Raw genomic sequence first — 23,442 nt, forward strand, 5'->3', positions numbered from 1 at the left:
CGGACTATGCCCACCGCGGGGTCCGTCCGGCCGCGGCGGCCGCGCACCATCGCCGCCGTCGTACTAATTCTTGCAGCCGGGGCCGCACCGGGGCTCGCTGCCTGTGAGTATCAGTACGACGACGGTCGCCCCACCGGCCCTGCGACAGCGGCGGCCACCTACACGGACGCGGCACTTCCGCAGGATCCGGCCCTGAGCCGGCCGGTGACGGGGCCGGAGCTGAAGCGCTGGGTCGACGAGGTGCTGCCGGAGGGGCAGGGGCAGGCGTTCCATCTCGGGTACGGGCTGCTCGACGCCGGTGCGGTGCGGAACGAGACCACCACCCAGCTGCCGAGCGGAACCTACTCGGTGGCCCTGGTCTGCCGGAGTTCGCGGCGGGTGTCCTTCACCATCCGGGACAAGGAGAGCGTGCTGGTGGACCTGAGCCTGCGGTGCACCTCGTCGCGCGTGAACGTGGTGCAGCTTGGTGCCGACACGGTGCTGCGGGTGCGCATCGAGGCGTTGGCCGCCGCGAACTTCGCTTACCGGGTGACGCGGATTTGAGCTATTTGCTGGTCGTCAGCTCCGTGGCGGCGAGCGGCGAGTCAGGCTGCGCAACCGTCCGGGCAGCGCAAGGTCTCCGGATCCGAGGCGCAGTCGGCGCAATACAGCGTCAGCGTGCGGCAGCTGGGGTTGGAGCAGTTTTCGAACTTGCTGGTGGGGGCGGCACACCGGACGCATTCGCCGATGGTCTTGGCGTCCTCGCTGAACTCCAGGTGCATCCGTTTGTCGAAGACGTAGAGGGACCCTTCCCACAGCCCCTGGTCCTTGAACGCCTCGCCATACCGGACGATCCCGCCGTCGAGCTGGTAGACCTCCTTGAAGCCACGGTTCACCATCAGGCTGGACAGGACCTCGCAGCGGATCCCGCCCGTGCAGTACGTGACCACCGGTTTGTCCTTGAGGGCGTCGTACTTGCCGGAGTCGAGCTCCCGGATGAAGTCGTGGGTGGTGGCGACGTCGGGGACCACCGCGTCTTTGAACTTGCCGATCTGGGCCTCGAAGCCGTTGCGTCCGTCGAAGAACACCACCTCGTCCCCCGCCTGCTTCTTGGCCTCGACCAGCCGGTGCAGTTCCTCGGGGGCAAGATGCGTGCCGCCGCCAACGACGCCGTTCTCATCCACTTTCAGTTCGCCCGGTGCGCCGAAGGAGACGATCTCGTCCCGCACTTTGACACTCAGCCGGGGGAAGTCCTCAGCACCGCCGTCGGACCACTTCACGTCGATGCCGTGGAAGCCCTTGTACTCGCGGGTGGTCTTGACGTACTGCTTGACGGCGCCGATCTCGCCGCCAACCGTCGCGTTGATGCCGTCCTTGGAGATGATGATCCGGCCGGTCAGGCCGAGTTTCTCGCAGAGGGCGCGCTGCCAGAGCCGGACGGCTTCCGGGTCCGGGAGCGGGGTAAAGCCGTAGAAGAGCACAATTCGATTCACGTGTTTAAGCGTACTGGGCGGGGCAAAACACGACGGCGGCTCCCGGGGCCGTCGGAGGCAACGCTGGCCCGGCGCCGTCGCGCCGACGGTCACAATTGCGTAAGCAAGCGGCCCAGCCGAACCCGGCCCCTGTTGCTTGCGGCGGGGCTGGAATACGCTCATCTCATGAGTCTTGACGCCATGGTTGAAGACACCACCCACCTCCTTGAGGTCTGGGTTGCCGGGTGGGCCGGTTGCCGGGGTTATGAGACACGCAGGGAGGGCCGCTTCCCTGCGGCGCTGCGGGCGGACACGACCCACGAATGGGAGTATTTCGCCCACGATCCTTCGGATTCCGAGTTCGCCGACCTGGCCGCCGTCACCGCCGGGGTTCCGGCCCGGATCCTCACCATCCTCACCACCGATGTGGAACGTTACACCGCGCTGGCGCAGGCCAACGGGCTGAACGTGACGTCGGCATCGCAGACCATGATGATCGTCGACATGGAAACCCAGGACGCCGAGGATCCCTGGCTTCCGGACGACGACCTGCGCTGGGTCCCGTCGACCGCCGGCGGGGTTCACCACGCCGTCGTCTATGCCGGCGAGGAGGTGGCCGCCAGCGGGCGGGTGTTCGTCGCGGACCACACCGCTGTGTTCGACCAGATCGTCACCGAGCCGGGGTTCCAGCGGCGGGGGCTCGGCAGCTTCATCATGCGTGCCCTGGCCGCCCAGGCGTTTGAGCACGACGTCGAAAGCGGGCTCCTGCTCGCGTCCCTGGACGGCCAGCAGCTGTATTCGCACCTTGGCTGGACCACCGTGTGCCACGTACTGATGCTCTCCGCCTCCCACGAAGGCAGCGACCTCTCCGTCGGGTAGGGCACGATCAGGCGCCGGAGTTTACCGCCCCGACCGGGGTGGTACAGGGGCTGGGCTCTGGGGCTGGGGTCCCGGGGCGATTTGAGGCCGGGTGAAACAATGTTGAAGTGAATCCACATGAGTCCCTGATCCCGTTGCTGGGCCGCGGCCCGGACCCGGAACAGCTGCGGCATGTGCGGACCATCCCGGCCCGGAAGGCCATCAACGAGCCCTGGCCGGAGTGGGCCCACCCCGATCTGGTCGAGGCCTACGGCTCACTCGGCATCCAGGAGCCCTACCGCCATCAGGTGCAGGCCGCGGATCTGGCGCATGCCGGAGAACATGTCGTGATCGCCACCGGCACCGCCTCGGGCAAATCCCTGGCCTACCAGCTTCCCGCGCTGGACGCCGTCCACCGCTCCGAGCTCCGCGTCCTGTCCGATCCGGGCAAGATCCACTACGACGGCGCAGTCACCCTGTACCTCTCCCCCACCAAGGCCCTGGCCGCCGACCAGCTGGCCGCGATCCGCTCACTCAACCTGCCGACGGTCCGCGCCGAAACCTACGACGGGGACACCGACCCGGCCTCCCGCCGCTGGATCCGGGACCACGCCAACGTCATCCTCGCCAACCCGGACATGCTGCACTTCGGCATCCTGCCCAACCATGCCTGGTGGGCCAGGTTCTTCCGCCGGCTGCGCTACGTGATTGTGGACGAAGCCCACAGCTACCGGGGCGTGTTCGGCTCGCACGTGGCCAATCTGATGCGCCGGCTACGGCGGATCTGCGCGTACTACAGCCCCGCCGGTTCCGGCCCCGGTCCGGTGTTCATTGCGGCCTCGGCCACCGCTTCCGACCCCGGGACCTCCTTCGGCCGCCTCATCGGCGCCCCCGTCCGGGCGGTGTCCGAGGACTGCTCGCCGCACGGCGCCACCACCGTGGCGTTCTGGGAGCCGGCCCTGACCGAGATGCGCGGCGAAAACGGTGCCCCGGAACGCCGGACCGCCGTGGCGGAAACCTCGGACCTGCTGGCCAACCTGGTCTCCTCCCGGATCCGGACCATCGCCTTCATCAAGTCCCGCCGCGGTGCCGAGACAATCGCGTCCATCACCAAGCGCCACCTCGAAGAAGTGGACCCGAGCCTGCCGCAACGGGTGGCCGCCTACCGTTCCGGCTACCTGCCCGAAGAACGGCGTGCCCTCGAAAAGGCGCTCCGGTCCGGTGAGCTTCTGGGCGTCTCCAGCACCTCTGCGCTGGAGCTTGGCATCGACATCTCCGGCCTCGATGCGGTCCTGGTCGCCGGCTGGCCGGGGACCCGCGCGTCGCTGTTCCAGCAGATCGGCCGGGCGGGCCGCGCGGGGCAGGATGCCATCGCCGCCTTCGTCGCAAGCGATGACCCCCTCGACACTTACCTGGTGAACCATCCCGGCGCGATCTTCGATGTCTCGGTTGAGGCCACGGTGTTCGATCCCTCCAACCCTTACGTCCTCGGACCGCACCTGTGCGCCGCCGCGGCCGAACTTCCCCTGGGCCATGCGGAGTTGGATCTGTTCGGCCCCACTTCTGAAAAATTGCTGGACCAACTCGTAGCCCAGGGCTACCTGCGCAAACGTCCCGCGGGCTGGTTCTGGACCCACCCCCAGAGCGCCGCGGCCATGGTGAACCTGCGGGCCGACGGCGGCGGACCGGTGAGCATAGTGGACGCGGACACCGGGTCCCTGCTCGGCACTATGGATTCCCCGCAGACCCATTACCAGGCGCACACCGGAGCCGTCTACGTCCATCAGGGTGACAGCTACGTGGTGGAGGACCTGAACGAGGACGAGCACTGCGTTGTGGTGCGGCGGGCCAACCCCGACTACTACACCACCGCGCGGGACATAACCCAGATCGAGGTCCTCGAGACCCTCCGCACCACGCAATGGGGCGACGTGGCGGTGCATTTCGGCGATGTGAAAGTGACGACACAGGTGGTCTCCTTCCAGCGCAAGGCGCTCATTTCCAATGAGGTCCTCGGTGAGGAACCCCTGCAGTTGAGGGCCCGGGACCTGTTCACCAAGGCGGTCTGGTTCGTGATGGACAACCGCTCCCTGACCGGCGCCGGGCTGATCGAAGCGCAATTCCCCGGGGCCCTCCACGCCGCCGAACACGCCGCTATTGGTTTGCTGCCGCTGGTGGCATCCAGCGACCGCTGGGACATCGGCGGGGTGTCCACAGCTATCCATGCCGATACCGGTGTGCCCACGATCTTCGTCTACGACGGCCACCCCGGCGGGGCCGGCTTCGCCGAACGCGGCTACGACAAGGCCCGGGTGTGGCTCTCCGCGACGCGGGACGCCATCAAAGCGTGCGAATGCGAATCCGGCTGCCCGTCCTGCGTGCAGTCCCCCAAGTGCGGTAACAAGAACAATCCGCTGGATAAAGACGCCGCCGTCACGTTGATCGAAATGCTGCTGGCTGATGCGACGGACGAGATGGGCACGACGGTCACCGGGCCCGACACCCCGGCGCCGGCGGTCAGCCACCAGGCCTAGGCCGGCCGGTCGGGCACGGGCCGCCGACCACCCTGACGGAGCCAGAGCGGCGGTGTTCCGCTGGGGACGGGGGGCGGCGTCGCCGCGCAAAACTATGAGAGCAGGCGGCCATGCGAGCCGGGCGGGCACAGTTCCCCGGCACGCAGCACGCGCCGTCACCAGCCGCCAAGGCCGGGCCCCGCCGGCCACGCAATGCTTCACGGCGGCGGCGGCGGAGGACCGGCCCGGGCAAGACCGGTGGCCGCCCCGGCCAGCGTGCGGGAAAGCAGTTCCGTGCGGACCTGGACGGTGTCCCCGGATCCCACCGCACATTCCAGGACCCTGGCCTGGTGCCGGGCGGCCACGTCCGCTGCGACACCGCATGGTACGCCGGAGGAGATCCCCCGTGCGGCGTCCGCGGCAGCCAGCGCCGCCAAGTCAGCGGCCGACGCGGCCCGTGAAGCCATCACCGCGGCTTGGCCCAGCGAGAGCACGGCGGCCATGACCATCAGCAGCAGCATTCCCAGGCCGAGGGCCAGGACGCTCCCGGCACCCGCTTCTGATTCCCGGGCGAGGGCGGGCATCAGGCGGCCCTTTCAAGCGCGGGGGCACGGGAGACAGGCGAGGCGGCCCCGGAAGATGCAGACACTGCGGAGGCGTCAGCGGACTCATCGCGCGCCCACGCCTTGGCAGTCAGGGTCCACGGCACAACCGGCGCCATGGCCCCGCCGACTGTGCCCGAGACCGTGACTCTGAGCCAGGCGCCGTCGGACGCCACCGTGGACTGCGCCGACTCACCGGCTAGCTGGCGCACGATGCCTCCGACGGCGGCAGCGTCCTCGCCGCGCGCGAGCGCCCGCGCGCCGGCCCGGGCCGCCTCTTCCAACCGAAGCTGCGTCAGCCCCGCGGCAGAACCGGCCAGCAACAGCCCCAGGACGAGAACGACGGCCGGAAGCGCCACCGCGAACTCCGCTGTGACTGCGCCACGGCCCGCGGACGCGTCCGCGCGGGCAGGCCGCGTCCGCCCGCGCAGGTTCCGGTTCTGCTCCAGCCCAAGCCGCCGGGCGCCCCGGCGGCAACGCACCGCGGGTGACTCCGCCGCCCGCTGTATCACGGCATGGCCAGCGCCGCGCGAATGAGGTTCAAAAGGAACCCACGGACCTCATCGCTGCGCATGATCAGCACCAGCAGTCCGGCGAACCCGACAGCGGCCAGCGTGGCGATGGCGTATTCAGCGGTTGCCATCCCGGTTTCGGAACCGAAAAGCCTGCTCCGCGCAGTGCTTGGCCGGGGAAGCTCCTGCACTGGAGCCGCCTGCCGGGCGCCCGGGTAGATCTCGTGCACGTCGGCGAAGCGCAGCCCGGAATCGAGGGCGTTTTCGGCTCCGTTTTCGGCACCGGTTTCAGTACCGGTTTTGCTGCCTGAGGAGTTTTGATGGGTGGTCATGAGCTGTCCTCTCGGAAGGTTCCGGCACAGTTGCCGGCTGGTTCCAATCTCGCCCCGGCGGCCTGCGCCGGTAAGTGAGGAGGCGCGCCAAGTGGAAAAGTGCGGTTGTGGAGGAAGAGTCGTGCCCCCGGCTTCAGGAACCGTGCGGCAGCATCGCGAGGAGCACCGGCACAATGCCCAGGCAGACGAAAGCCGGCAGCGAGCACAGCCCAAGCGGAACGACGAGTTTGACGCCCAGGGCTGCGGCCCGCCGCTCCGCCGTCCGAAACTGTACACGGCGCAGCCGGGCGGCCTGGGAGTACAGGATGGCGGATGACGGAACACCCGTCAGGGCAGCAAAAGCCAGGGCGTCGCGAAGGCTCAGCAGCCGGTCGGGGACGGCCTGGGAGCCCCGCCAGGCGGTCTCCCAGTCGGCCCCAATCGCGAGCGCCGACACCACCGGAACCAGGGGCCGGCCCAGCTCGGGAGAAGCCTGGCCGGCCACCAACTCAAGGGCGCGGCCCACCCCGGATCCGGCATCGAGCATGGCGCCGATCAGTTCCAGCATCATCGCCGGATCCCGGAGCCCGGCGTCCGGGTCCGGCCGCCCCTTGCGCGCGACCCCTCCAGGGATCCCGGGTGTCCCTCCAGGGATCGCCGGTGTCCCTTCAGGCGCGTGCAGACGAAGCTGCCGCCACCGCCGCCGCACCCGCCGCCGGCCGGCCAGCAGCACAACTGCCGCGGCGGCCAGCAGGGCGGCCACGGCGAGGGCGCCGGAGGACATCACCACGGCCCTCCGGCCGCTGCCCGCACCAGGCGGGCCGACCAGATCCGGCCCGCCGCAGTGAGCACGATGCCCCCGGCGAGCGCCGCCATGCCCGCGGGGTTGCCGAGCAGAATGACGGCCGGGTCCACGCCCAGCAACACGCCGAGTCCGAGGCCCAGGAAAGGCAGCCAGGTCAGGATCCGGACGGTGGCCCGGGGCCCGGCGAGGGCGGTCTGTCGGGCGGCTTCGGCGTCGTCCTCGGCTTCCAGATGCGCGGCGAACCGGGTCAGCACATCGGCCAGCGGGCAGCCGCTGGCCTCGGCCACGTCGAAGCATGCCGCGAGTCCGTCCCAGACCCTGAGCTCCCGCCGGGTGCTGTCCGGGCAACCGCCCCTCCCGGAATGCCGTGCGGCGCAGGTCCGCATCGCTGACGCAACCGGGGACCCACGCTGCGCCGCCGCCCGCGCCGCCGCCATGATCTCCCGGGAGACCGGGCTGACGCCGCCGCTCTTCCGCGCGGTTGCCCGCTCCGGCCCCTCACCTTCCGGCGGACCACCAGGGGGCTCCGGTTCACCGTAGAGAACCCAGAGGTCCTCCCACAGCCGCGCGGGCGCGCGGCCGCCTGTCAGCAGCGCGGCCAGCTGCTGGACCACCGTGGTCATGGATACCTCGGCCGCGCCGCGGAGCTTTAGCAGCCGTCGCGGCAGGGAGCGAGGGCGCCAGCTGCCCGGCAGTGTTCCCTGCACCGCCCGGCCTGCCCCGGGACGGGAACCGCCGATGAGGGACCGGAGACGCCGCCTTGGCCCTTCCGCCGGTACAAGGGCCAACAGGATCGCCAGGACGAAGAGCCCCGTCAAAACCGCCGTCATGGCGCACCCGGGCTAGGCGCCTGCCGCGGCAGTCCAGCCTCGGCGGGCAGCTCCCCCGGGTCGAGGCCCAGCCGGAACGCCAGCTCCGGCCACGCCGGCCCGGCACGGAGCGCCCCTTGGTCTGCGTTGAGGGCCGATGACACAACGAGTGCGGATCCGGTGTCCCCCACCAGCCCAACAGACGCGACATGACGTCCCGCCGCTGTTCGTTGGAGGTGGACCACTGCGTCGAGCGCGCTGGCAGCCTGGAGCCGGACGGCGTCGGGCGCCATCCCGGCGAGCGCGCCCAGTGCCGTCAGCCGCGCGGGGACGGCCGCGGCGGTGTTGGCATGGATGGTGCCCCCGGCTCCCGTGTGCCCGGTGTTCATCGCCGCGAGGAGTTCACGGACCTCGGCTCCCCGGCATTCCCCGACCACCAGCCTGTCGGGCCGCATACGCAGCGCCTGCCGGACCAGCTCGCCGAGATCGACGGCGCCGCCGCCCTCCAGGTTGCTGTGCCGCGACTCGAGGGAGACCACATGGGGGTGGACGGGGTTCAGCTCCGAGGCGTCCTCGATCAGGACGAGCCGTTCTCCCGGGGCGCAGAGTCCGAGCAGCGTGGCGAGCAGCGTGGTCTTCCCCGAGCCGGTCGCACCGCTGACCAGGAAGCTCAGGCGCCGCACCACCATACGGGTCAGGACGTCCCGGATAAACGGCCCGAACATGCCGCTCCCGCCCAGCTCGTCGAGGGAGAAGACAAATTCGCGCCGGATCCGGATGCTGAGCAGGGTCCCGGCAGTGGAGATCGGAGGAAGCACGGCATGGACCCGGTAACCGCCGTCGAGCCGGACATCGACGCAGGGCGAGCCGTCGTCGAGCCTACGCCCGCCGGCCGCGACCAGTCGGGAGGCCAAAGCACGGACCTGGGCCTCGCCGGTGAAGACGACAGGGGCTGGTTCGAGTCCGCGGCCGCGGTCCAGCCAGACGGAGTCCGGGGCGTTGACGAAGATGTCGGTCACGAACGGGTCGCGGGTGATCGGCTGCAGCGGTCCCAGGCCGTTCAGTTCCGCGCTGATACTTTCGACGGCGGCCAGGGCACCGGCCGTGCCGAGGAGCCTGCCGCTCGCCTGCACGGCGGCCGCCACCCGGGAGGCGGTGACCGGCCCGGCCTCGGCCATGACCGTTTCGCGGACCGCTTCGAGGAGCCGCGCATCCACTCTGGGCGGCAGTCCACGTTGGCGCCGGCGGAACCGCGGGCCGTCCGCGTCCGTAGGAGCCGGCACGTCCGGACTCACGGGTATCCGTCCGCCGAGAAGGCCAGCACAGCTTCGGTGAAGTGCCGCACACTGCGCCGCCGGCCGGCGTCCAGCAGCCGTCCTTGTTCCGTGGCGGCGGCTGTGCCTCGGATCTCCGGCATAATCGCCCTGGCCGGAAGGCCCACGGCGTCGGAAATCAGCTGAATGTCCAGCGCCGCCCCGTGGTTGGCCCTGATAACCAGCGAGGTATCCACGGGCGGAAGTTCGGACACCAGACGCGCGGACGCCACCGCCGCCCGGAGCTGGGCTGGCAGCACCAGGAAAATCCGGTCGCACTCCCAGGCGAAGGCACGCAGGATGTCCCGGCCGCGCCCGATGTCCAGCAGAACCAGTTCATAGCCGCGCCGGGCCGCGTCCAGCACGCCGGACACGGCGGCCGGATCGACACCCCCGGGCCGTTGCCTGGTGCCCGGCCAGGACAGGAACGAGAAACCGCCGGCCTCGGGCAGGGCCGCGTACAGCTGGTCCGGATCAATGCTGCCGCTGGCCTCGGCGAGATCGGGCCAGCGAAGCCCGGGCACATCCTCGGCGGCGAGGGCCAGTTCCAGGCCGCCGCCTTGAGGATCCGCGTCGATCAGGAGCACGCGTGCCCCCGCCCCTGCGGCGGCTTGGGCCAGCCAGATCGCCGCCGTCGTGGCTCCGGCGCCGCCACAACCGCCGGTAATACCCATCACGTGGCCGCCGGGATCCGGGGCATCGGAGCGGCTCAGGAACTCCGCGAGCCACGTCCCAGCGTCGGGCAGCACGGCAACCCGTTCGGCCCCGATGGCCGCGGCCAGCTCCCACAGACGTTCCCCATCGCCGCTCAAGCCCACCAGCACGGCCGGGGCACGCCGGCGGACCGGCAACTCAAGGACGTCGCTGCCGACGAGCACGGCACTGGCCGCGTCCCACAAGGGGCCCGCCTCCCCGGCGTCCCGGGCCACACTCAATTGCCGGCCGGCCGCGGCCACGATGCGCTCCACCTCTGCCCGCAGGACCTCGGACGCCGTCACGAGGAGGGTCTCCACCGGACCGTCCGGCGGCCCGTGCTCCGGCGTACCGCCGGGGAAGGGCTGCCGGGGCGCGGGCTCTGGCCGCTGATGCCTGCTCATGCCACCACTCTGATGGCACAGACTGCCCCAGCCACCCAACAGGTGCGGCTATGTGGACAACTCCGGCAGCAGTCACCCGGAACGGGGCCCACGCACAGTCACCCACCCGCCGTCACCCAGCCGGTCCGCCACACCCCGGCCGGTCCGCTGCCGCCCCAGAGACAGGGCAGAATTGAGCCTATGTACCTGCTGCTCGCCGCCCACCCCGACGGCGCAGCCCTCCACCAGCTCACCGCGGAGGGGGCGCCCGACCCGTCCGCCCCCGATCCCCGCCTCGTCAGCGCCACCGACCTGCCCGGCGTCGTCCGCCAGCTCGAACGGCACCGTCCGCGCTGGATCTGGCACCGCACCCAGGACTGGTATCCCGCCCTCCTGGCCGCCGGCGTCGAACTGGAACGCTGCTATGACCTGACCCTGTGCGGCGCCATCCTGGCCCACTCGGAGTTCACCGCACACACCGAGTACGCCCGGTCGGCCGAGAAACTGACGCAGGACGACGACGTTCTCCAGCCGCCGCGGTCCCTGCAGCCGCCTCCCCCGCCCGCGGACCAGGGGGCCCTGTTCGACGCCCCGGGAGCACGCACCGCGCCGCGGCACACCCCTGACGAACTGCGCGCCGAATACGCCGCACAGCAGCAGGCCCTGGCCGCGGTCGCCCCGGAAGGCGACCGGCGGAAGCAACGGCTGCAGCTGCTCCTCGCCGCCGAATCCGCCGGAGCCATGATCGCCGCCGAGATGCAGCACACCGGGGTTCCCTGGCGTGAGGAACTGCACGAACGGATCCTCGCCGACTACCTGGGCCCGCGCCCGCCCCAGGGCCACCGTCCGGCGAAGCTGGAGGCCCTGAACGCCGAGCTGCGCCGTCTCCTGCAGTCCCCGGCGCTGAACCCGGACTCCCCGCAGGATCTGATGCGTGCCCTGCACCGGAACGGCATCGAGGTGAAAACCACACGCCAGTGGGAGCTGAAGGAATCCACCCACCCGGCCATCGAACCCCTCCTCGCCTATAAGAAACTCGCCCGGCTGCACGCGGCCAACGGGTGGGCCTGGCTGGACGCCTGGGTCAGGAACGGCCGCTTCCAGCCCGAATACGTGGTGGGCGGAGTGGTGTCCGGGCGCTGGGCCTCCCGGGGCGGCGGTGCGCTCCAGATCCCCCGCCAGATCCGGGGCGCCGTCCACGCCGACCCGGGCCACAAGCTGATCGTGGCCGACGCGTCACAGCTGGAGCCCCGCGTTCTGGTGGCGCTGGCCCAGGATTCCCGGATGGCCGAGGCAGCCCGGGACAAGGACCTGTACGCCGGTATCGCCGCGCAGGGCTTTGGCGGCGACCGGGCCAAGGCGAAGGTCGCGCTGCTCGGTGCCATCTACGGGGCCACCACCGGCGAGTCCGGGCGGCTGATGCCGCAGCTGGCCAAGACGTATCCGCGCGCCGTTGGCTACGTGGAGCAGGCTGCCCGCGACGGCGAGGCCGGCAGGACGGTCACCTCGCGGCTTGGCCGCAGCAGCCCGCCGCCCTCGGAGGGGTGGCTGCGCAGCCAGCAGTCCGCCACCGCGGAAGAACAACGCCGGGCCGAGGCGCTGGCCCGGTCGCGCGGCCGGTTCACCCGGAACTTCGTGGTGCAGGGATCCGCCGCGGACTGGGCTGCCTGCTGGCTGGCCGAACTACGACGCCGGCTGCGCACCCTGCGTGCCGAGGGCTCGCCCGCCGGCGAACTCGTTTTTTTCCTGCACGATGAGGTGATGGTTCATTGCCCGGCCGGGGCCGTGGACGTTTGCACGCGGGTCATCGAGGAATCAGCGGCCGCCGCCAAGGAACTGCTGTTCGGCAGGATCCCGGTGGAGTTCCCCGTGAGCATCGCCGTCGTCGACTCCTATGACAACGCCAAATAGCCGCCCCGGACGCCCGGGGTAACGTACCCGCCGGTAGCGTTGCGGCGGCTCCGTGCACCCGGATACCCTCGAAAAGCCCCGGCGACAGATCCCGTTTGTTCCGGCGCGCAATGCAACGAAGCAGGGAACCGGGGAGGCAGCAGAGTGGCTGGCGTATTCGAAATTGCAGCGGCCGGAGACGAGTCGTATTTCTTCAGGCTCACGGCCGCGGACGGAACGGTGGTGGCCGTGTCGCCCCTTTTCGATACCGTCAAGGGGGCCGCCGCCGGCATCACCGCGGTCCGTGAGAACGCCGCCACCGGGCATATTGTGGACCGGTCCCCGACGCGGCCGTAGCCGCGGGTGCCTGCCCAGTCTCCTAGACGTCGATCCCGTGCAACCGCGTGCGGTCCCAGCGGACGGACCAGCCCAGCTGGTCGAAGAGCTGGTTGAGGATCATTCCGGTGAAACCCCAGACCACCACACCGTTGACGGTGAAGGCCGGGCTCTGGAACGTCTGGCCGGCCCGGCTGACGGTGGCCATTACCCGGTTGTCGGGGTCCAGCAGGTCCCGCACGGGCACCCGGAACACCTGCGAGGATTCGCCGTAGTCCACCACCCGCACGGGCGACTGGGAAGCCCACCAGCCCAGGACCGGGGTCACCAGGAAATTTCCCCGCGGCAGCGCCAGCTCGGGCATGGCACCAAGGACCTCCACCCCGCGCGGGTCCAGTCCGGTCTCCTCTTCAGCCTCGCGCAGGGCGGCCTCGATGACGGTTTCGCCGGGGTCGATGCCGCCGCCGGGGAAGGCGACCTGTCCGGGGTGGTCGTCGAGGGTCTGCGCCCGCTGCAGCAACAGCACGTCCAGGTCCGCCGGTGCAAGCAGCTTCACGGAGGTCGCAGGGACGTCATCGAGCGAGCCGAACAGCATTAGCACGGCGGCCCGCCGCACCCGCTCGCCGGGCTCCACCGCCAGCTCGCGCCACCGCGGATCCGGTGCCGGCGCCGTTCCGGCCCGCACCGCGGCCACGAGGTCTATCAGGTCCTGGCGGGCGGTCATCGTTGCCTTTTCTGTGATTCCATGCGGATTTCCGCCGCGCGGTGCGTTTCGGCGAGCAACTTCGCCAGGAGTTCCTCCTGCCCCGGGGCCAGCTCGTACTTCAGGAGTTTCCGTGCCTTGTCCGGGTCCGTTTCGCCGGCACCGTAACTCGGGCACCAGTTCGCGACGGCACAGGCGCCGCACGCCGGCTTGCGCGCGTGGCACACCCGCCGGCCGTGGAAAACGACGCGGTGCGACAACATGGTCCAATCCCGGGGTTCGAACAGTTCCGCGACGTCGGCCTCGATCCGGACCGGGTCCTCCGAGTCCGTCCAGCCGAAGCGGCGGGCCAGCCGGCCGAAGTGGGTGTCCACCGTGATGCCGGGCACGCCAAACGCGTTACCGAGGACAACGTTCGCCGTTTTCCGTCCGACGCCGGGCAGCGTCACCAGGTCCTCCAGGCGGCCGGGCACCTCGCCGTCGTAGTCGTCGACGAGCTTGGTGCCCAGCGCCATCAGGTTCCGTGCTTTGGCCCGGAAAAAGCCGGTGGGTTTGATGATCGCCTCGAGCTCGGCCGGGTCAGCCTCGGCCATGCTCCGCGCGTCCGGGTACCGGGCGAAGAGCAGCGGCGTGATCTGGTTGACCAGCAGGTCCGTGGTCTGGGCGGACAGGACAGTCGCCACCACGAGTTCAAACGGGTTACGGAAATCCAGTTCCGCGTGCGCGTAGGGATACTGTCCGGCCAGTTCCTTGTTGATCCGGCGGGCACGGCGCTTGAGCCCCAGCGCCGTCTCCCCATCGGCCCGCGGGCTGGGTTTCGCGCTGCCGGAGCCCGCGCCGCCGGGTGCGGTGGCCACGGCTCCGCTAGCCGCGTTCGATGTTGCTGAGGTCGCGGAGCACGCCGACGCGGCCGTCGGTGTGCTGGACCAGGAATTCGTGGCCGCGGTCCTCGAGAGCCAGCACCCAGCCCCCGGGCTCGATGACGAAGGCCGGGGCGCCGCTGCGTTCGTCGACGGCAGTACGGGGCTGCGCGACGGCGAACCAGAACGCCTCGTAGGCCGGCTGGGCTCCCGCTTCCGGGCGCTGTGCCGGGTCGACGGTGGCGCCGATCGGTTCCTGCGACCGGACCTGCGGGGTGAGGGCGGTGGGGGCGTCATGGGCCGCGGCCGGGGCGGACGACGACGTTGCGGCCGGGGCCACCGCGGCCGACGCCGGAATACCGGCCGCCTGGGTTTCCTCCGGACGCGCGGTCTGCGGCGCGGTCTGGGCGGCGGTCTGCGGGGTGGGCGCCGCAGCCTGGGTCTGCTCGGCGGCGGTGCCGGAGGCAGCGCCGTGCCCGGCCGGAGCCGGAGCGGGGGCCGAAGTGGCAGCTTGGGTCTGCTCCGCGGCGGGCGCGGAGTCCTGTCCGGCAGCCGGGGGCGTGTAGGCCGCCGTCGGCGTCGGGGACGCGGACGGCGTGGAGGCGGACGGCGTGGAGGCGGACGGGACGACGCCGTTCGCCTGGGTCGCGGGCTCGGCACCGGCGGGGCGGGCGTACGGGGAGGCGGCCGCCGCACCGGCGGAGGCTCCGGCTACACCGGCGGCTGTTCCCGCTGCCGTCCCGGCGGGGGTCCCGGCTCCGTAAGGTGCTTCCTGGTGACCGCGGGCCCCGGAGTCATGCGAGGCAGTCTCCGGGTTTTCGGCCTTTTTGCCCGGCGTGACGCGTTTGGCCCATCCGGCCAGCGTGCTGCCGCCGTCCTTGGGCTTCCCGGCGCCCGCGGCCTTGGGCTCCTTGGGTGCCCGGGGCTTGCGGACCGGCTGCGCGGCGTCACGGGCCACGATGTGGGCGGGAGCCTCGGCGCGGTGCAGGAAATCACCGGCGAGGCTGGGGAACAACCGCGCGAGCACCGTGGCGGTGAACAGCCCAAGGGCGCCGATCAAGCCAAGCAGGAGGCTCGGCACAAAGGCGCCGGCGGTAGCCAGGAAGAAGAACGCCAGGCTGAAGGACGCCACCACGGAGCCGAACTGGTCAATCGAGAGGGACCCGACACGGATTTTTGTGCCGGGGCTGACCCGGCGGGCCACGAAAAGGGCCGTGACGATGACGGGCAGCAGGACTCCGAGGCCCAGGAAAAAGAGGCTGCCCAGGTTCCAGAGGTTGTACCGGACCGCGAACATCGGGATCAGGGAGGCGATGAAGAGCACCAGGGTGGACCCGAACACGGTGAGGTCCCGGACGGTGAACGGGCCCAGCACGGCCTCGTTGTTCCTCGTGTTCGGTTTGTCCACCGTGAAGCGTGGCTGCTCCCCGCGCTGTTCCCCCCGTGCCTCGGCCGGGACCGGGCCGGACTGGCCTGCCTGGCCGTCGTTGCGGGAGGGCGTGTGGAGCTGCCCGTTGCTTTGCTCGTACATTCTGTTCTCCTTAGCGTGGCCGCACCCTGGACGGTGCCGCCTAACGGCAGGCGAAAAAAGGACCGCCAGCGGTCCTGTCGCCCCCATCGGATGTCACAACTCCATCTCAGCCTAGCCAAGTGCAGGACTGATCACTAGCTGCCCGGCCGTCACTCCAGCACCGGCGCTGAACCCTTTCGCCCTGCGCTTAAACCGGTCGTCCGGACGGCCGGAGTCCGTGTTTCTGGGGGCGCCCGCCATTCGGCGCTTAATAAACACCGTTCACGGTTCCTCGTGTGACGGGGCACACGTTCTGTCAGGGCCACGCGTTAGGGTGTATTTCGGAACAGCTCCTCGCGGTACGGCCGTGACCAGCCGATGCCCGGCGACGCGCAGGCGGTCGGCATTGCGGTGGACATGGACGTCCGTGCAGCACGGATCGATGAATGACGAGGTTCACCATGTCCCAGCAGCCCCAGGGCTCCACCACCACCACTCCCCGCCAGGGCGACGCCTTCGAGAACCTCTCGCACGAGGACCGGAAGTTTGCCCCGTCGGCGGAGTTCGCGGCCAACGCCGTGGTCACCGCGGCGGACTACGCCGAGGCCGACGCCGACAGGCCGGCTTTCTGGGCCAAACAGGCCCGCGGGCTCTTGAGCTGGAGCAAGGACTTCACCCAGACACTGGACTGGTCCACGCCCCCGTTCGCCAAATGGTTCGTCGGCGGCGAGATCAACGCCGCGTACAACGCCCTGGACCGCCACGTGGAGGCCGGCAACGGGGACCGGGTGGCCATCTACTTCGAGGGTGAGCCCGGGGACACGCGCACCTACACCTACGCGCAGCTGACGGAGGAGGTCAAGAAGGCCGCCAACGCGTTTGAATCCCTCGGTGTGGCCAAGGGCGACCGGGTGGCGGTGTACCTGCCGATGATCCCCGAGGCCGTTATCACTCTGCTGGCCTGCGCCCGGATCGGCGCCATCCACTCGGTTGTCTTCGGCGGGTTCTCCGCCGAAGCCCTGAGGTCCCGGATCGACGACGCCGAGGCGAAGCTGGTGGTCACGGCCGACGGTACTTACCGCCGCGGCAAGCCCAGTCCGCTGAAGCAGGCCGTCGACGAAGCCCTGTCCCACGAGGGCAGCGGCGACGGGCACACGGTCCAGAACGTCGTCGTGGTCAAACGCAACGGCCAGGATGTCGACTGGCATGAGGGCCGGGACCACTGGTGGTCCGACACCGTCGACGCCGCCTCGGCCGAGCACACCGCCGTCGGCCACGACGCCGAGCATCCGCTGTTCATCCTCTACACCTCCGGAACCACAGGCAAACCCAAGGGCATCCTGCACACCACCGGCGGCTACCTCACCCAGGGCGCCTACACCCACAAGGCCGTCTTCGACCTGCACCCGGAAACGGACGTCTATTGGTGCACGGCCGACATCGGCTGGATCACCGGCCACTCCTACGTCGCCTACGCGCCGCTCCTGAACGGCGCCACCCAGGTGATGTACGAGGGCACGCCCGATTCCCCGCACCAGGGCCGCTGGTGGGAGATTGTGGAGAAGTACAAGGTCTCCATCCTGTACACCGCCCCCACCGCCATCCGCACCTTCATGAAGTGGGGCAAGGAGATCCCGGCCAAGTCGGACCTGTCCTCCATCCGCGTCCTGGGGTCCGTGGGCGAACCCATCAACCCCGAAGCCTGGATGTGGTACCGGGAGGTCATCGGCTCCAACGCCGGCGCGCACGGAGAAACCAAAGAGAACCCGGCACCGATCGTGGACACCTGGTGGCAGACCGAAACCGGCGCCCAGATGATCGCCCCGCTTCCCGGGGTCACCGCGACCAAACCGGGTTCCGCGCAGGTCCCGCTCCCCGGCATCGCCGTGGACGTCGTGGATGAGGCCGGCGAATCCGTACCCAACGGGGCCGGCGGGTACCTGGTGATCCGGGAGCCGTGGCCGGCCATGCTGCGAGGGATCTGGGGGGACCCGGAGCGGTTCAAAGAGACCTACTGGTCCCGTTTCGAGACGATGTACTTCGCCGGCGACGGCGCCAAGAAGGACGACGACGGCGACATCTGGCTGCTGGGGCGGGTGGATGACGTTATGAACATCTCCGGCCACCGGCTCTCGACGGCGGAGATCGAGTCCGCCCTCGTCTCCCACCCGGCCGTAGCGGAGGCCGCCGTCGTCGGAGCCGCCGACGAGACCACCGGGCAGGCCGTCGTCGCGTTCGTCATCCTGCGCGCGGACGCCGTGGACTCCGGCGACGCGATGGTCCAGGAACTCCGCAACCATGTGGGCAAGGAGATCGGGCCGATCGCCAAGCCCCGGACCATCCTGGTGGTGCCGGAACTGCCCAAGACCCGCTCCGGCAAGATCATGCGGCGCCTGCTCAAGGACGTCGCCGAAGGCCGCGAAGTGGGCGACGCCACCACCCTGGCCGACAACACCGTGATGGCCCAGATAGCGAGCTCGCTCAAGAAGTAGCCCGCGCTCAAGGTCTAACGCATAGGCCGTCGGCCCCCTGAGCCCCCACCAGCCGGTGGGGGCTCAGCCGGCGGGGCGGCGGCCGCAGCAAGACACATCAGCGTCCGGCCGCGCCAACGCGGTACATTGGCAGGCATGAGCGAAGCCACCCCCTCGGACCCCGGCCGCGGCACCATCCTGGTCCTCAACGGTCCCAACCTGAACCTGCTGGGCACCCGCGAGCCGGAAAAGTACGGCACGGCCACCCTTGCCGACGTCGAACAGCTTGCCAAGGACGCAGGCGCGGCCCTCGGGTTCGACGTCGAGTGCTTCCAGTCCAACCATGAAGGCGCGCTCATCGACGCCATCCACGCGGCCCGCGGCAAGGCCGTCGGCATCGTGCTGAACGCCGGCGCCTACACCCACACCTCGGTGGCGATCCGGGATGCCCTCACGGCCGTGCAGGTGCCCGCCGTCGAGGTCCACATCACCAACGTGCACGCCCGTGAACCGTTCCGGCACCACTCCTATCTGTCCGATGTCAGCAAAGCCGTCATCGCCGGCGCCGGCGTCCTGGGTTACCGTTTCGCCGTCGAATACCTCGCCGAACTGAACGCGCCCCGGGGCTGACCATGGCCCCGGATGCCGGGCCCACCCGGACCTCGAACTGGTACCGGCACTTCGGTACCGTCGACGCGCCCGGCAACTCCGCCTGCTACGCGGAGTGGTCGCTGGGCATCGCCGACGATCCCGCGCTGCTCCGGCGGATCGATCAGTGGCCGCACAACAAACGCCAGCCGCTGCTGATGCTGGCGGCCGCCCGCTTCCTGGGCGCCGGGATCAGCCCCTACCCGGAGTTCCGGCAGTTCCTGGACCGTCACTGGGACGCCGTCTCCCGGACCGTCCTCGCGCGCTCCACGCAGACGAACGAGGCCGGCCGCTGCGCCGCGCTCCTGCCGTCCCTGGCGCGGATCGCCGCAGCGGAGCGCCGGCCACTGGCCCTGATCGAGGTCGGCGCGTCGGCCGGGCTCACCCTGTACCCGGACCGCTACGGTTACGAGTTCGACGCCGGGCCCGGTGCCCTGACGCGCCTCGATCCTGCGGGCGCCGCGGCCGGGACCTACCCTGTCCTGCGGTGTTCCACGACCGGCCCGGTGCCTTTGCCAGCCGTGCTGCCGGAGGTGTCCTGGCGCGCCGGGATCGACCTCAATCCCCTGGACATCCGGAACGCCGACGACGTCGCCTGGCTGGAGGCCCTGATCTGGCCGGAGCAGGACTTCCGCCGCCAGCGGCTGCGCCAAGCGATCAGCGTCGCCCGCGCGGATCCGCCCCTGCTGGTTGCCGGGGACCTCAACGAACAACTCGTGGCCCTGGCGGACCAGGCACCGCCGGACGCCGCCCTGGTGGTATTCCACAGCGCCGTGATGGCCTACCTCGACGCGGAGAGCCGGGAGCGTTTCCGCGACACGATTGGCCTGCTGGCAGCCGAACGCGGCTGCCACTGGATCTCGAACGAGGGCCACATGGTGATCGTGCAGGCCGACGGCTCCAGCGTGGTGCCGGAAATGGACGAATCGCGTCTAGGCGGCCGCTTCCTCCTGCTCGAAGACGGGCTGCCCGTGGCGATCGCCGGCCCGCACGGCCAAAGCCTGGAGTGGGTCGAAGCGCCTGCGGGCTAAGGTGCGGCTACGAACACCTCGCGGCTATTTCTTGATGCACTGACCCGGCGAAACGGCGGTGCCCAGCCCGGCAGCGCGGGCGGCGACGGGGGCGAGATCATTCATGGTGATGGCGAATCCGAGCGAGGGTTCAGAGGTTGACTTGGCGAAGACGACGCCGGCCACCTGCCCGGACGTGGTCAGCAAGGGGCCGCCGGAGTTGCCCGGCTGGACGTCGCCCGCCAGCCGGTAGACGTCCTCGGCGGCGGCGTTGTTCCCGTAAATATCCGGGACCAGGACGGTGGTGATGTCGCGCACGGTTGCCGGCTTCGACTGGAACGGACCGCCGTGCGGGTAGCCCGCGAAGGCGGCCGGGCTGCCGGCGGGCAGGTCCTGGCCCATGGGCAGCGGAGCGGAGGGCAGTCCGTCCACGGCCAGCACGGCGAGGTCGTGCCGGCTGTCGAAGTAGACCACCCGGCCGGGAAGCGCCCCGCCGCCGGGGACCTCGACCACAGGCTCCGGCACGCCGGCCACCACGTGCGCGTTCGTCACGACGCGGCCTGGCGAGACCACAAAACCGGTGCCGGTCTGGTTCTGGCCGCACTGGTACGCGGTGCCGGCGATCTTCAGTACGGAAGCGGCGGCTTTGTTCAGTGCCGGGGTGTCGGTGCTGGCATCCGGAACCGGCACCGGCCGGCTGCCGACGCCTCCCTCGAACAGGGTGGGGATGCCGTCCCCGATCACGGCCGACCGCAGCTGCGCCATGGACGTCTTCAGCGGCGTGGGCGTGACGCCGTCGATGAAGCCGATCACCTTCGAATCGGCAAGCTGCTGGGACACAAAAGGAACACCGAGGGCGCTGATGCTGAAGGCCAGCATGGACATCACAAGGGCGGACACGGCGAGGTTGACCCCGCCGCCGACCACCCGGTCGACCAGGCGGAGCGGGCTGATCCGGACGACGCTGCGGATCCGCCGGCCGATCATGGTGCCCAGCCCGTGGCCCAGCATGATCAGGAGCACGGCCGTGGCGATGATCGCGGTGAGGCGCCAGCCCGGGTCGTCCACGAGGTCGCTGACGATCGGCACGGACATAAAGGCGGCCACGGCACCGGCGGCGAAGCCCGCGATGCCGCCCAGCGTCACCAGGAAGCCGTTCCGCAAGCCGTAGATCAGGTAGGACAAGAGCGTCAAAATCAACGCCAGGTCCAGGATGGTCAAGCCGAACACCGGGGCTCCTTAGGGACTGGTAGGACCCTTATTCTACCGGCGCAGGCTGACTGTTTGTCGGGGCCGGGTTCCGGGCTGGACGGGGCGCGGGCGGTGATGTCGACCGTGGCCGGATGCGTGGTCCGGGCCGGGGCCGGGCCGTCACGTGCCCGCCGCAAAGCGCGTTTCGGTGCCAAGTACGTCACAGAAGCCGCAAAATTCTGAAACAATGGCTGAAGCGCCCCAGCCGACACAGTAAGTCAGGAGATTTCATGGATATCGAGGTATTGCGCCGCGCACCCCTTTTCGCCACGCTCGACGACGAGGCGTTCCGTCTGCTGACGGACGAACTCACCGAGGTGGACCTCTCACGCGGAGCCTCGGTTTTCCGGGAAGGCGACCAGGGTGACCAGCTCTACTTCATCGTCTCCGGCAAAGTGAAGCTTGGCCGCACSTCCCCCGACGGCCGCGARTCGCTGCTSGCCATCCTCGGCCCGGGYGAAYTGTTCGGCGAAATGGCCCTGTTCGACCCGAGCCCGCGTACCGCCACCGCCACCGCGGTCTCCGAGACCCGCCTGGCCGGGTTGAAGAACGAGAGCCTCAACGCCCTGCTGCGGACCCGCCCGGAGGTTTCCGCACAGCTGCTGCAGGCCCTGGCCCGCCGCCTGCGCCGCACCAACGACTCACTCTCCGACCTCGTCTTCTCGGACGTTCCGGGACGTGTGGCCAAGGCGCTGCTGGATCTGGCCGACCGCTTCGGCCGACCGGCGACCGACGGCGTGCTGGTGGCCCACGAGCTGACCCAGGAAGAGCTGGCCCAGCTGGTCGGCGCCTCCCGCGAAACGGTCAACAAGGCCCTCGCCGAGTTCGTCCAGCGCGGCTGGCTGCGCCTCGAGGCCCGGGCCGTTGTGATCCTCGACATGCAGCGTTTGCGCCAGCGTTCCCGCTAGGCCCCCTGCGCCTGTAGGCATACGAAGGGCCGGCTCCGGACGATCGGAGCCGGCCCTTCGCTGTATCCGGACTGGTGCTGCGTTCTACCGTTCGCGCTGCGGTTCCCCCGCCACGGTCTTGGCGGCTTCGACTTCGAGCATGAGCCGGCCGTCCTCTTCCACCAGGGTCGGCTGGTAGGCGTGGGCCTTGCGCTTGTAGCTCAGGTAGGCGATGCAGCCGTTGGCTGCGGCCATCTTCTCCAGCATGATCTCCGAGCCGGGTACCAGGAGCTGGCCGAGCGTCAGCCCCACCGTGTTCGGCTGGCCCACCTCGTCGCCGAGGACCGTCGTGTCACGGCCCTCCACGGCCTTGCGGACACAAACCCACCGCGCCCACACGCCCTTACTGGCCAGCATCGAGGGCTGCTGGTTCATCGGGATGGTCGCAGCGAAGTAGCGGGTGTTGAAGCGGCGGTGGGCGAAGTCGGGGCTAAGCCAGTTCACCAGAGGTTTGAGCAGGTCGGTACGAACCGACAGGCCGCGCTTGGCAAGCACGTCGGTGAACGACTTTTCCTGGTCTGCCACCGCTTCGCGGGCGCGCATCCACTCGGACGTGGACGTGGCCTCCACGGTGGTGGACAGGTCCGGGCCGGCCAGCAGGACGCCCGTCTCCTCGAACAGCTCACGGATGGCGCCCACCACATGGCGGCGCGCCAGCCCGACGTCGGGCGTTCCCATCTGGTCGGCCCACCACTGTGGCGGCGGACCAAGCCAGCCGACGGCGTCGTCGTCGGAGGATTCGAGCGAGCCGCCGGGGAAGGCGAGCACGCCGAGCGGCGACGAGCCGGGCCGGTAACCCAGCCAGGTTTCCAGCCCGGTGGGCGAATCGCGCAGCAGGACCACGGAGGACGCGAACCGGGGCGCCCGGGGGGTCCGCTCGCCGTGGTCAATCCAGCTGCGGGCGGCCTCCTCAAGATCCGGGGGGAGGACAAACAGGCGTCGTGCTAAGTGCGGCAAAGGAAGCGACCGGCCTTTAGGCGAATTCGGCGATCAGTTCGACCTCGACCGGGGAGTCGAGCGGCAGGACTGCAACGCCGACGGCGGAGCGTGCGTGCTGGCCGGCGTCGCCGAGGACTTTGCCCAGGAGCTCGGAAGCGCCGTTGATAACACCGGGCTGGCCGGTGAACGAGGGGTCCGAAGCGACGAAGCCGACCACCTTGACGATGCGGGTGACCCGGTCGAGGTCACCGATGACGCTCTTGACGGCAGCCAGGGCGTTGACGGCGCAGATCTCCGCGTAGCGTTTGGCCGCCTCCGGTGAGACGGTGGGCTCATCCGAGGCGGCCTCGGTGCCGCCGGAGACCTTGCCGGTCGCTTCCAGCTTGCCGCCGATGAACGGCAGCTGGCCGGACGTGTACACGTGGTTGCCGGAGATCACGGCGGGGACGTATGCGGCCACCGGGGCGGCAACGTCGGGAAGCGTCAGGCCGAGCTCGGCAAGGCGTTGTTCGACGGCGGACGACGCGCCGGTTGCCGTGGCACTTTCGGCCGGGCCGGCGGTGCTGGCGGCCGGAGCTGCGGTGCTCACAGCCGTGGCCGGCGCCGCTGTTTCGGGGGTGGTCATTG

Annotated in this window: 23 protein-coding genes; 9 read left to right on the forward strand and 14 right to left on the reverse strand. The window is 70.1% G+C overall.

What is annotated here, in order from left to right; genetic code table 11:
* The first annotated feature begins 6 nt into the window (after positions 1–6).
* Positions 7–543: a DUF6023 family protein gene (locus AC1DBE_RS08935; RefSeq protein WP_476970301.1), complete on the forward strand. Its 537-nt coding sequence runs from the start codon at positions 7–9 to the stop codon at positions 541–543.
* 41 nt (positions 544–584) lie between these two features.
* Here AC1DBE_RS08935 and trhO read toward each other — a convergent pair whose 3' ends face one another.
* A complete protein-coding gene (trhO, locus tag AC1DBE_RS08940; protein ID WP_476878288.1) occupies positions 585–1,472 on the reverse strand; it encodes an oxygen-dependent tRNA uridine(34) hydroxylase TrhO in 888 nt (295 codons plus the stop codon).
* Positions 1,473–1,637: 165 nt separating this feature from the next.
* Here trhO and AC1DBE_RS08945 point away from each other — a divergent pair, with 165 nt between their 5' ends.
* Entirely contained in the window at positions 1,638–2,330 is a 693-nt protein-coding gene (locus AC1DBE_RS08945; RefSeq protein WP_476970302.1) for a GNAT family N-acetyltransferase, read from the forward strand.
* Positions 2,331–2,437: 107 nt separating this feature from the next.
* Positions 2,438–4,843: a DEAD/DEAH box helicase gene (locus AC1DBE_RS08950; RefSeq protein WP_476970303.1), complete on the forward strand. Its 2,406-nt coding sequence runs from the start codon at positions 2,438–2,440 to the stop codon at positions 4,841–4,843.
* A 197-nt stretch (positions 4,844–5,040) separates the two neighbouring features.
* On the opposite strand, the gene AC1DBE_RS08955 is transcribed toward AC1DBE_RS08950, so the two are convergent.
* From AC1DBE_RS08955 to ssd, 7 genes are all read right to left on the reverse strand, one after another.
* The gene (locus tag AC1DBE_RS08955; protein ID WP_476970304.1) at positions 5,041–5,406 is read right to left on the reverse strand and encodes an Rv3654c family TadE-like protein; all 366 of its coding nucleotides are present in this window, start codon (positions 5,404–5,406) and stop codon (positions 5,041–5,043) included.
* The gene (locus AC1DBE_RS08960) at positions 5,406–5,783 is read right to left on the reverse strand and encodes a TadE family type IV pilus minor pilin (protein ID WP_476970305.1); all 378 of its coding nucleotides are present in this window, start codon (positions 5,781–5,783) and stop codon (positions 5,406–5,408) included. The genes AC1DBE_RS08955 and AC1DBE_RS08960 overlap by 1 nt, the downstream gene beginning before the upstream one ends.
* A 149-nt stretch (positions 5,784–5,932) precedes the next feature.
* The gene (locus AC1DBE_RS08965; RefSeq protein ID WP_476970306.1) at positions 5,933–6,268 is read right to left on the reverse strand and encodes a DUF4244 domain-containing protein; all 336 of its coding nucleotides are present in this window, start codon (positions 6,266–6,268) and stop codon (positions 5,933–5,935) included.
* 133 nt (positions 6,269–6,401) lie between these two features.
* Positions 6,402–7,031 (reverse strand): type II secretion system F family protein, encoded by a 630-nt coding sequence (locus AC1DBE_RS08970; protein ID WP_476970307.1) that lies wholly within the window; start codon positions 7,029–7,031, stop codon positions 6,402–6,404.
* Positions 7,031–7,759, reverse strand: a complete 729-nt coding sequence (locus AC1DBE_RS08975; RefSeq protein WP_476970308.1) for a type II secretion system F family protein — start codon at positions 7,757–7,759, stop codon at positions 7,031–7,033. Before AC1DBE_RS08975 ends, AC1DBE_RS08970 begins: the two co-directional genes overlap by 1 nt.
* Before the next feature lie 119 nt (positions 7,760–7,878).
* On the reverse strand, positions 7,879–9,078 hold the full coding sequence (locus AC1DBE_RS08980; protein WP_476970309.1) for a TadA family conjugal transfer-associated ATPase: 1,200 nt from the start codon (positions 9,076–9,078) through the stop codon (positions 7,879–7,881).
* Between the two features lie 74 nt (positions 9,079–9,152).
* On the reverse strand, positions 9,153–10,271 hold the full coding sequence (ssd, locus tag AC1DBE_RS08985) for a septum site-determining protein Ssd (protein WP_476970310.1): 1,119 nt from the start codon (positions 10,269–10,271) through the stop codon (positions 9,153–9,155).
* Positions 10,272–10,451: 180 nt separating this feature from the next.
* On the opposite strand from ssd, the gene AC1DBE_RS08990 reads away from it, so the two are divergent.
* Both AC1DBE_RS08990 and AC1DBE_RS08995 read left to right on the forward strand, forming a co-directional pair.
* Positions 10,452–12,161: a bifunctional 3'-5' exonuclease/DNA polymerase gene (locus tag AC1DBE_RS08990; RefSeq protein WP_476970311.1), complete on the forward strand. Its 1,710-nt coding sequence runs from the start codon at positions 10,452–10,454 to the stop codon at positions 12,159–12,161.
* Between the two features lie 144 nt (positions 12,162–12,305).
* Positions 12,306–12,497 carry a YegP family protein gene (locus AC1DBE_RS08995; RefSeq protein ID WP_476878278.1) on the forward strand — a complete coding sequence of 64 codons (192 nt, stop codon included), beginning with the start codon at positions 12,306–12,308 and terminating at the stop codon, positions 12,495–12,497.
* 22 nt (positions 12,498–12,519) lie between these two features.
* On the opposite strand, the gene AC1DBE_RS09000 is transcribed toward AC1DBE_RS08995, so the two are convergent.
* The 3 genes from AC1DBE_RS09000 to AC1DBE_RS09010 form a co-directional block, all read right to left on the reverse strand.
* Positions 12,520–13,200 (reverse strand): NUDIX hydrolase, encoded by a 681-nt coding sequence (locus AC1DBE_RS09000; protein ID WP_476970312.1) that lies wholly within the window; start codon positions 13,198–13,200, stop codon positions 12,520–12,522.
* A complete protein-coding gene (gene nth, locus AC1DBE_RS09005; protein WP_476970338.1) occupies positions 13,197–13,964 on the reverse strand; it encodes an endonuclease III in 768 nt (255 codons plus the stop codon). The genes AC1DBE_RS09000 and nth overlap by 4 nt, the downstream gene beginning before the upstream one ends.
* A 79-nt stretch (positions 13,965–14,043) precedes the next feature.
* The gene (locus AC1DBE_RS09010; RefSeq protein WP_476970313.1) at positions 14,044–15,570 is read right to left on the reverse strand and encodes a hypothetical protein; all 1,527 of its coding nucleotides are present in this window, start codon (positions 15,568–15,570) and stop codon (positions 14,044–14,046) included.
* A gap of 440 nt (positions 15,571–16,010) precedes the next feature.
* Here AC1DBE_RS09010 and acs point away from each other — a divergent pair, with 440 nt between their 5' ends.
* From acs to AC1DBE_RS09025, 3 genes are all read left to right on the forward strand, one after another.
* Complete coding sequence (gene acs / locus AC1DBE_RS09015) at positions 16,011–18,041, forward strand: acetate--CoA ligase (protein WP_476970339.1); 2,031 nt, start codon at positions 16,011–16,013, stop codon at positions 18,039–18,041.
* A 135-nt stretch (positions 18,042–18,176) separates the two neighbouring features.
* Complete coding sequence (gene aroQ, locus AC1DBE_RS09020; RefSeq protein WP_476970314.1) at positions 18,177–18,650, forward strand: type II 3-dehydroquinate dehydratase; 474 nt, start codon at positions 18,177–18,179, stop codon at positions 18,648–18,650.
* Positions 18,651–18,652: 2 nt separating this feature from the next.
* The gene (locus AC1DBE_RS09025; RefSeq protein WP_476970315.1) at positions 18,653–19,699 is read left to right on the forward strand and encodes a DUF2332 domain-containing protein; all 1,047 of its coding nucleotides are present in this window, start codon (positions 18,653–18,655) and stop codon (positions 19,697–19,699) included.
* Positions 19,700–19,723: 24 nt separating this feature from the next.
* On the opposite strand, the gene AC1DBE_RS09030 is transcribed toward AC1DBE_RS09025, so the two are convergent.
* Positions 19,724–20,908 carry a MarP family serine protease gene (locus tag AC1DBE_RS09030; RefSeq protein ID WP_476903174.1) on the reverse strand — a complete coding sequence of 395 codons (1,185 nt, stop codon included), beginning with the start codon at positions 20,906–20,908 and terminating at the stop codon, positions 19,724–19,726.
* Between the two features lie 251 nt (positions 20,909–21,159).
* On the opposite strand from AC1DBE_RS09030, the gene AC1DBE_RS09035 reads away from it, so the two are divergent.
* Positions 21,160–21,837 (forward strand): Crp/Fnr family transcriptional regulator, encoded by a 678-nt coding sequence (locus AC1DBE_RS09035; protein ID WP_011693220.1) that lies wholly within the window; start codon positions 21,160–21,162, stop codon positions 21,835–21,837.
* 84 nt (positions 21,838–21,921) lie between these two features.
* Here AC1DBE_RS09035 and AC1DBE_RS09040 read toward each other — a convergent pair whose 3' ends face one another.
* Positions 21,922–22,833, reverse strand: a complete 912-nt coding sequence (locus AC1DBE_RS09040; RefSeq protein WP_476903175.1) for an NUDIX hydrolase — start codon at positions 22,831–22,833, stop codon at positions 21,922–21,924.
* A 16-nt stretch (positions 22,834–22,849) separates the two neighbouring features.
* Positions 22,850–23,440 (reverse strand): RidA family protein, encoded by a 591-nt coding sequence (locus tag AC1DBE_RS09045; RefSeq protein WP_476903176.1) that lies wholly within the window; start codon positions 23,438–23,440, stop codon positions 22,850–22,852.
* Between the last annotated feature and the right edge of the window lie 2 nt (positions 23,441–23,442).

This window comes from Arthrobacter sp. 10T416 (assembly GCF_056394165.1).

Bases quoted from the DNA above. Each gene is read 5' to 3' on its own strand.
- AC1DBE_RS09025 (WP_476970315.1), top strand. From the start codon at position 18,653: ATGGCCCCGGATGCCGGGCCCACCCGGACCTCGAACTGGTACCGGCAC.
- AC1DBE_RS08945 (WP_476970302.1), top strand. From the start codon at position 1,638: ATGAGTCTTGACGCCATGGTTGAAGACACCACCCACCTCCTTGAGGTC.
- AC1DBE_RS08965 (WP_476970306.1), bottom strand. From the start codon at position 6,268: ATGACCACCCATCAAAACTCCTCAGGCAGCAAAACCGGTACTGAAACC.
- AC1DBE_RS09000 (WP_476970312.1), bottom strand. From the start codon at position 13,200: ATGACCGCCCGCCAGGACCTGATAGACCTCGTGGCCGCGGTGCGGGCC.
- AC1DBE_RS09010 (WP_476970313.1), bottom strand. From the start codon at position 15,570: ATGTACGAGCAAAGCAACGGGCAGCTCCACACGCCCTCCCGCAACGAC.
- AC1DBE_RS09045 (WP_476903176.1), bottom strand. From the start codon at position 23,440: ATGACCACCCCCGAAACAGCGGCGCCGGCCACGGCTGTGAGCACCGCA.
- AC1DBE_RS08970 (WP_476970307.1), bottom strand. From the start codon at position 7,031: ATGTCCTCCGGCGCCCTCGCCGTGGCCGCCCTGCTGGCCGCCGCGGCA.
- aroQ (WP_476970314.1), top strand. From the start codon at position 18,177: ATGAGCGAAGCCACCCCCTCGGACCCCGGCCGCGGCACCATCCTGGTC.
- acs (WP_476970339.1), top strand. From the start codon at position 16,011: ATGTCCCAGCAGCCCCAGGGCTCCACCACCACCACTCCCCGCCAGGGC.
- AC1DBE_RS08955 (WP_476970304.1), bottom strand. From the start codon at position 5,406: ATGCCCGCCCTCGCCCGGGAATCAGAAGCGGGTGCCGGGAGCGTCCTG.
- AC1DBE_RS08935 (WP_476970301.1), top strand. From the start codon at position 7: ATGCCCACCGCGGGGTCCGTCCGGCCGCGGCGGCCGCGCACCATCGCC.
- ssd (WP_476970310.1), bottom strand. From the start codon at position 10,271: ATGAGCAGGCATCAGCGGCCAGAGCCCGCGCCCCGGCAGCCCTTCCCC.
- AC1DBE_RS08990 (WP_476970311.1), top strand. From the start codon at position 10,452: ATGTACCTGCTGCTCGCCGCCCACCCCGACGGCGCAGCCCTCCACCAG.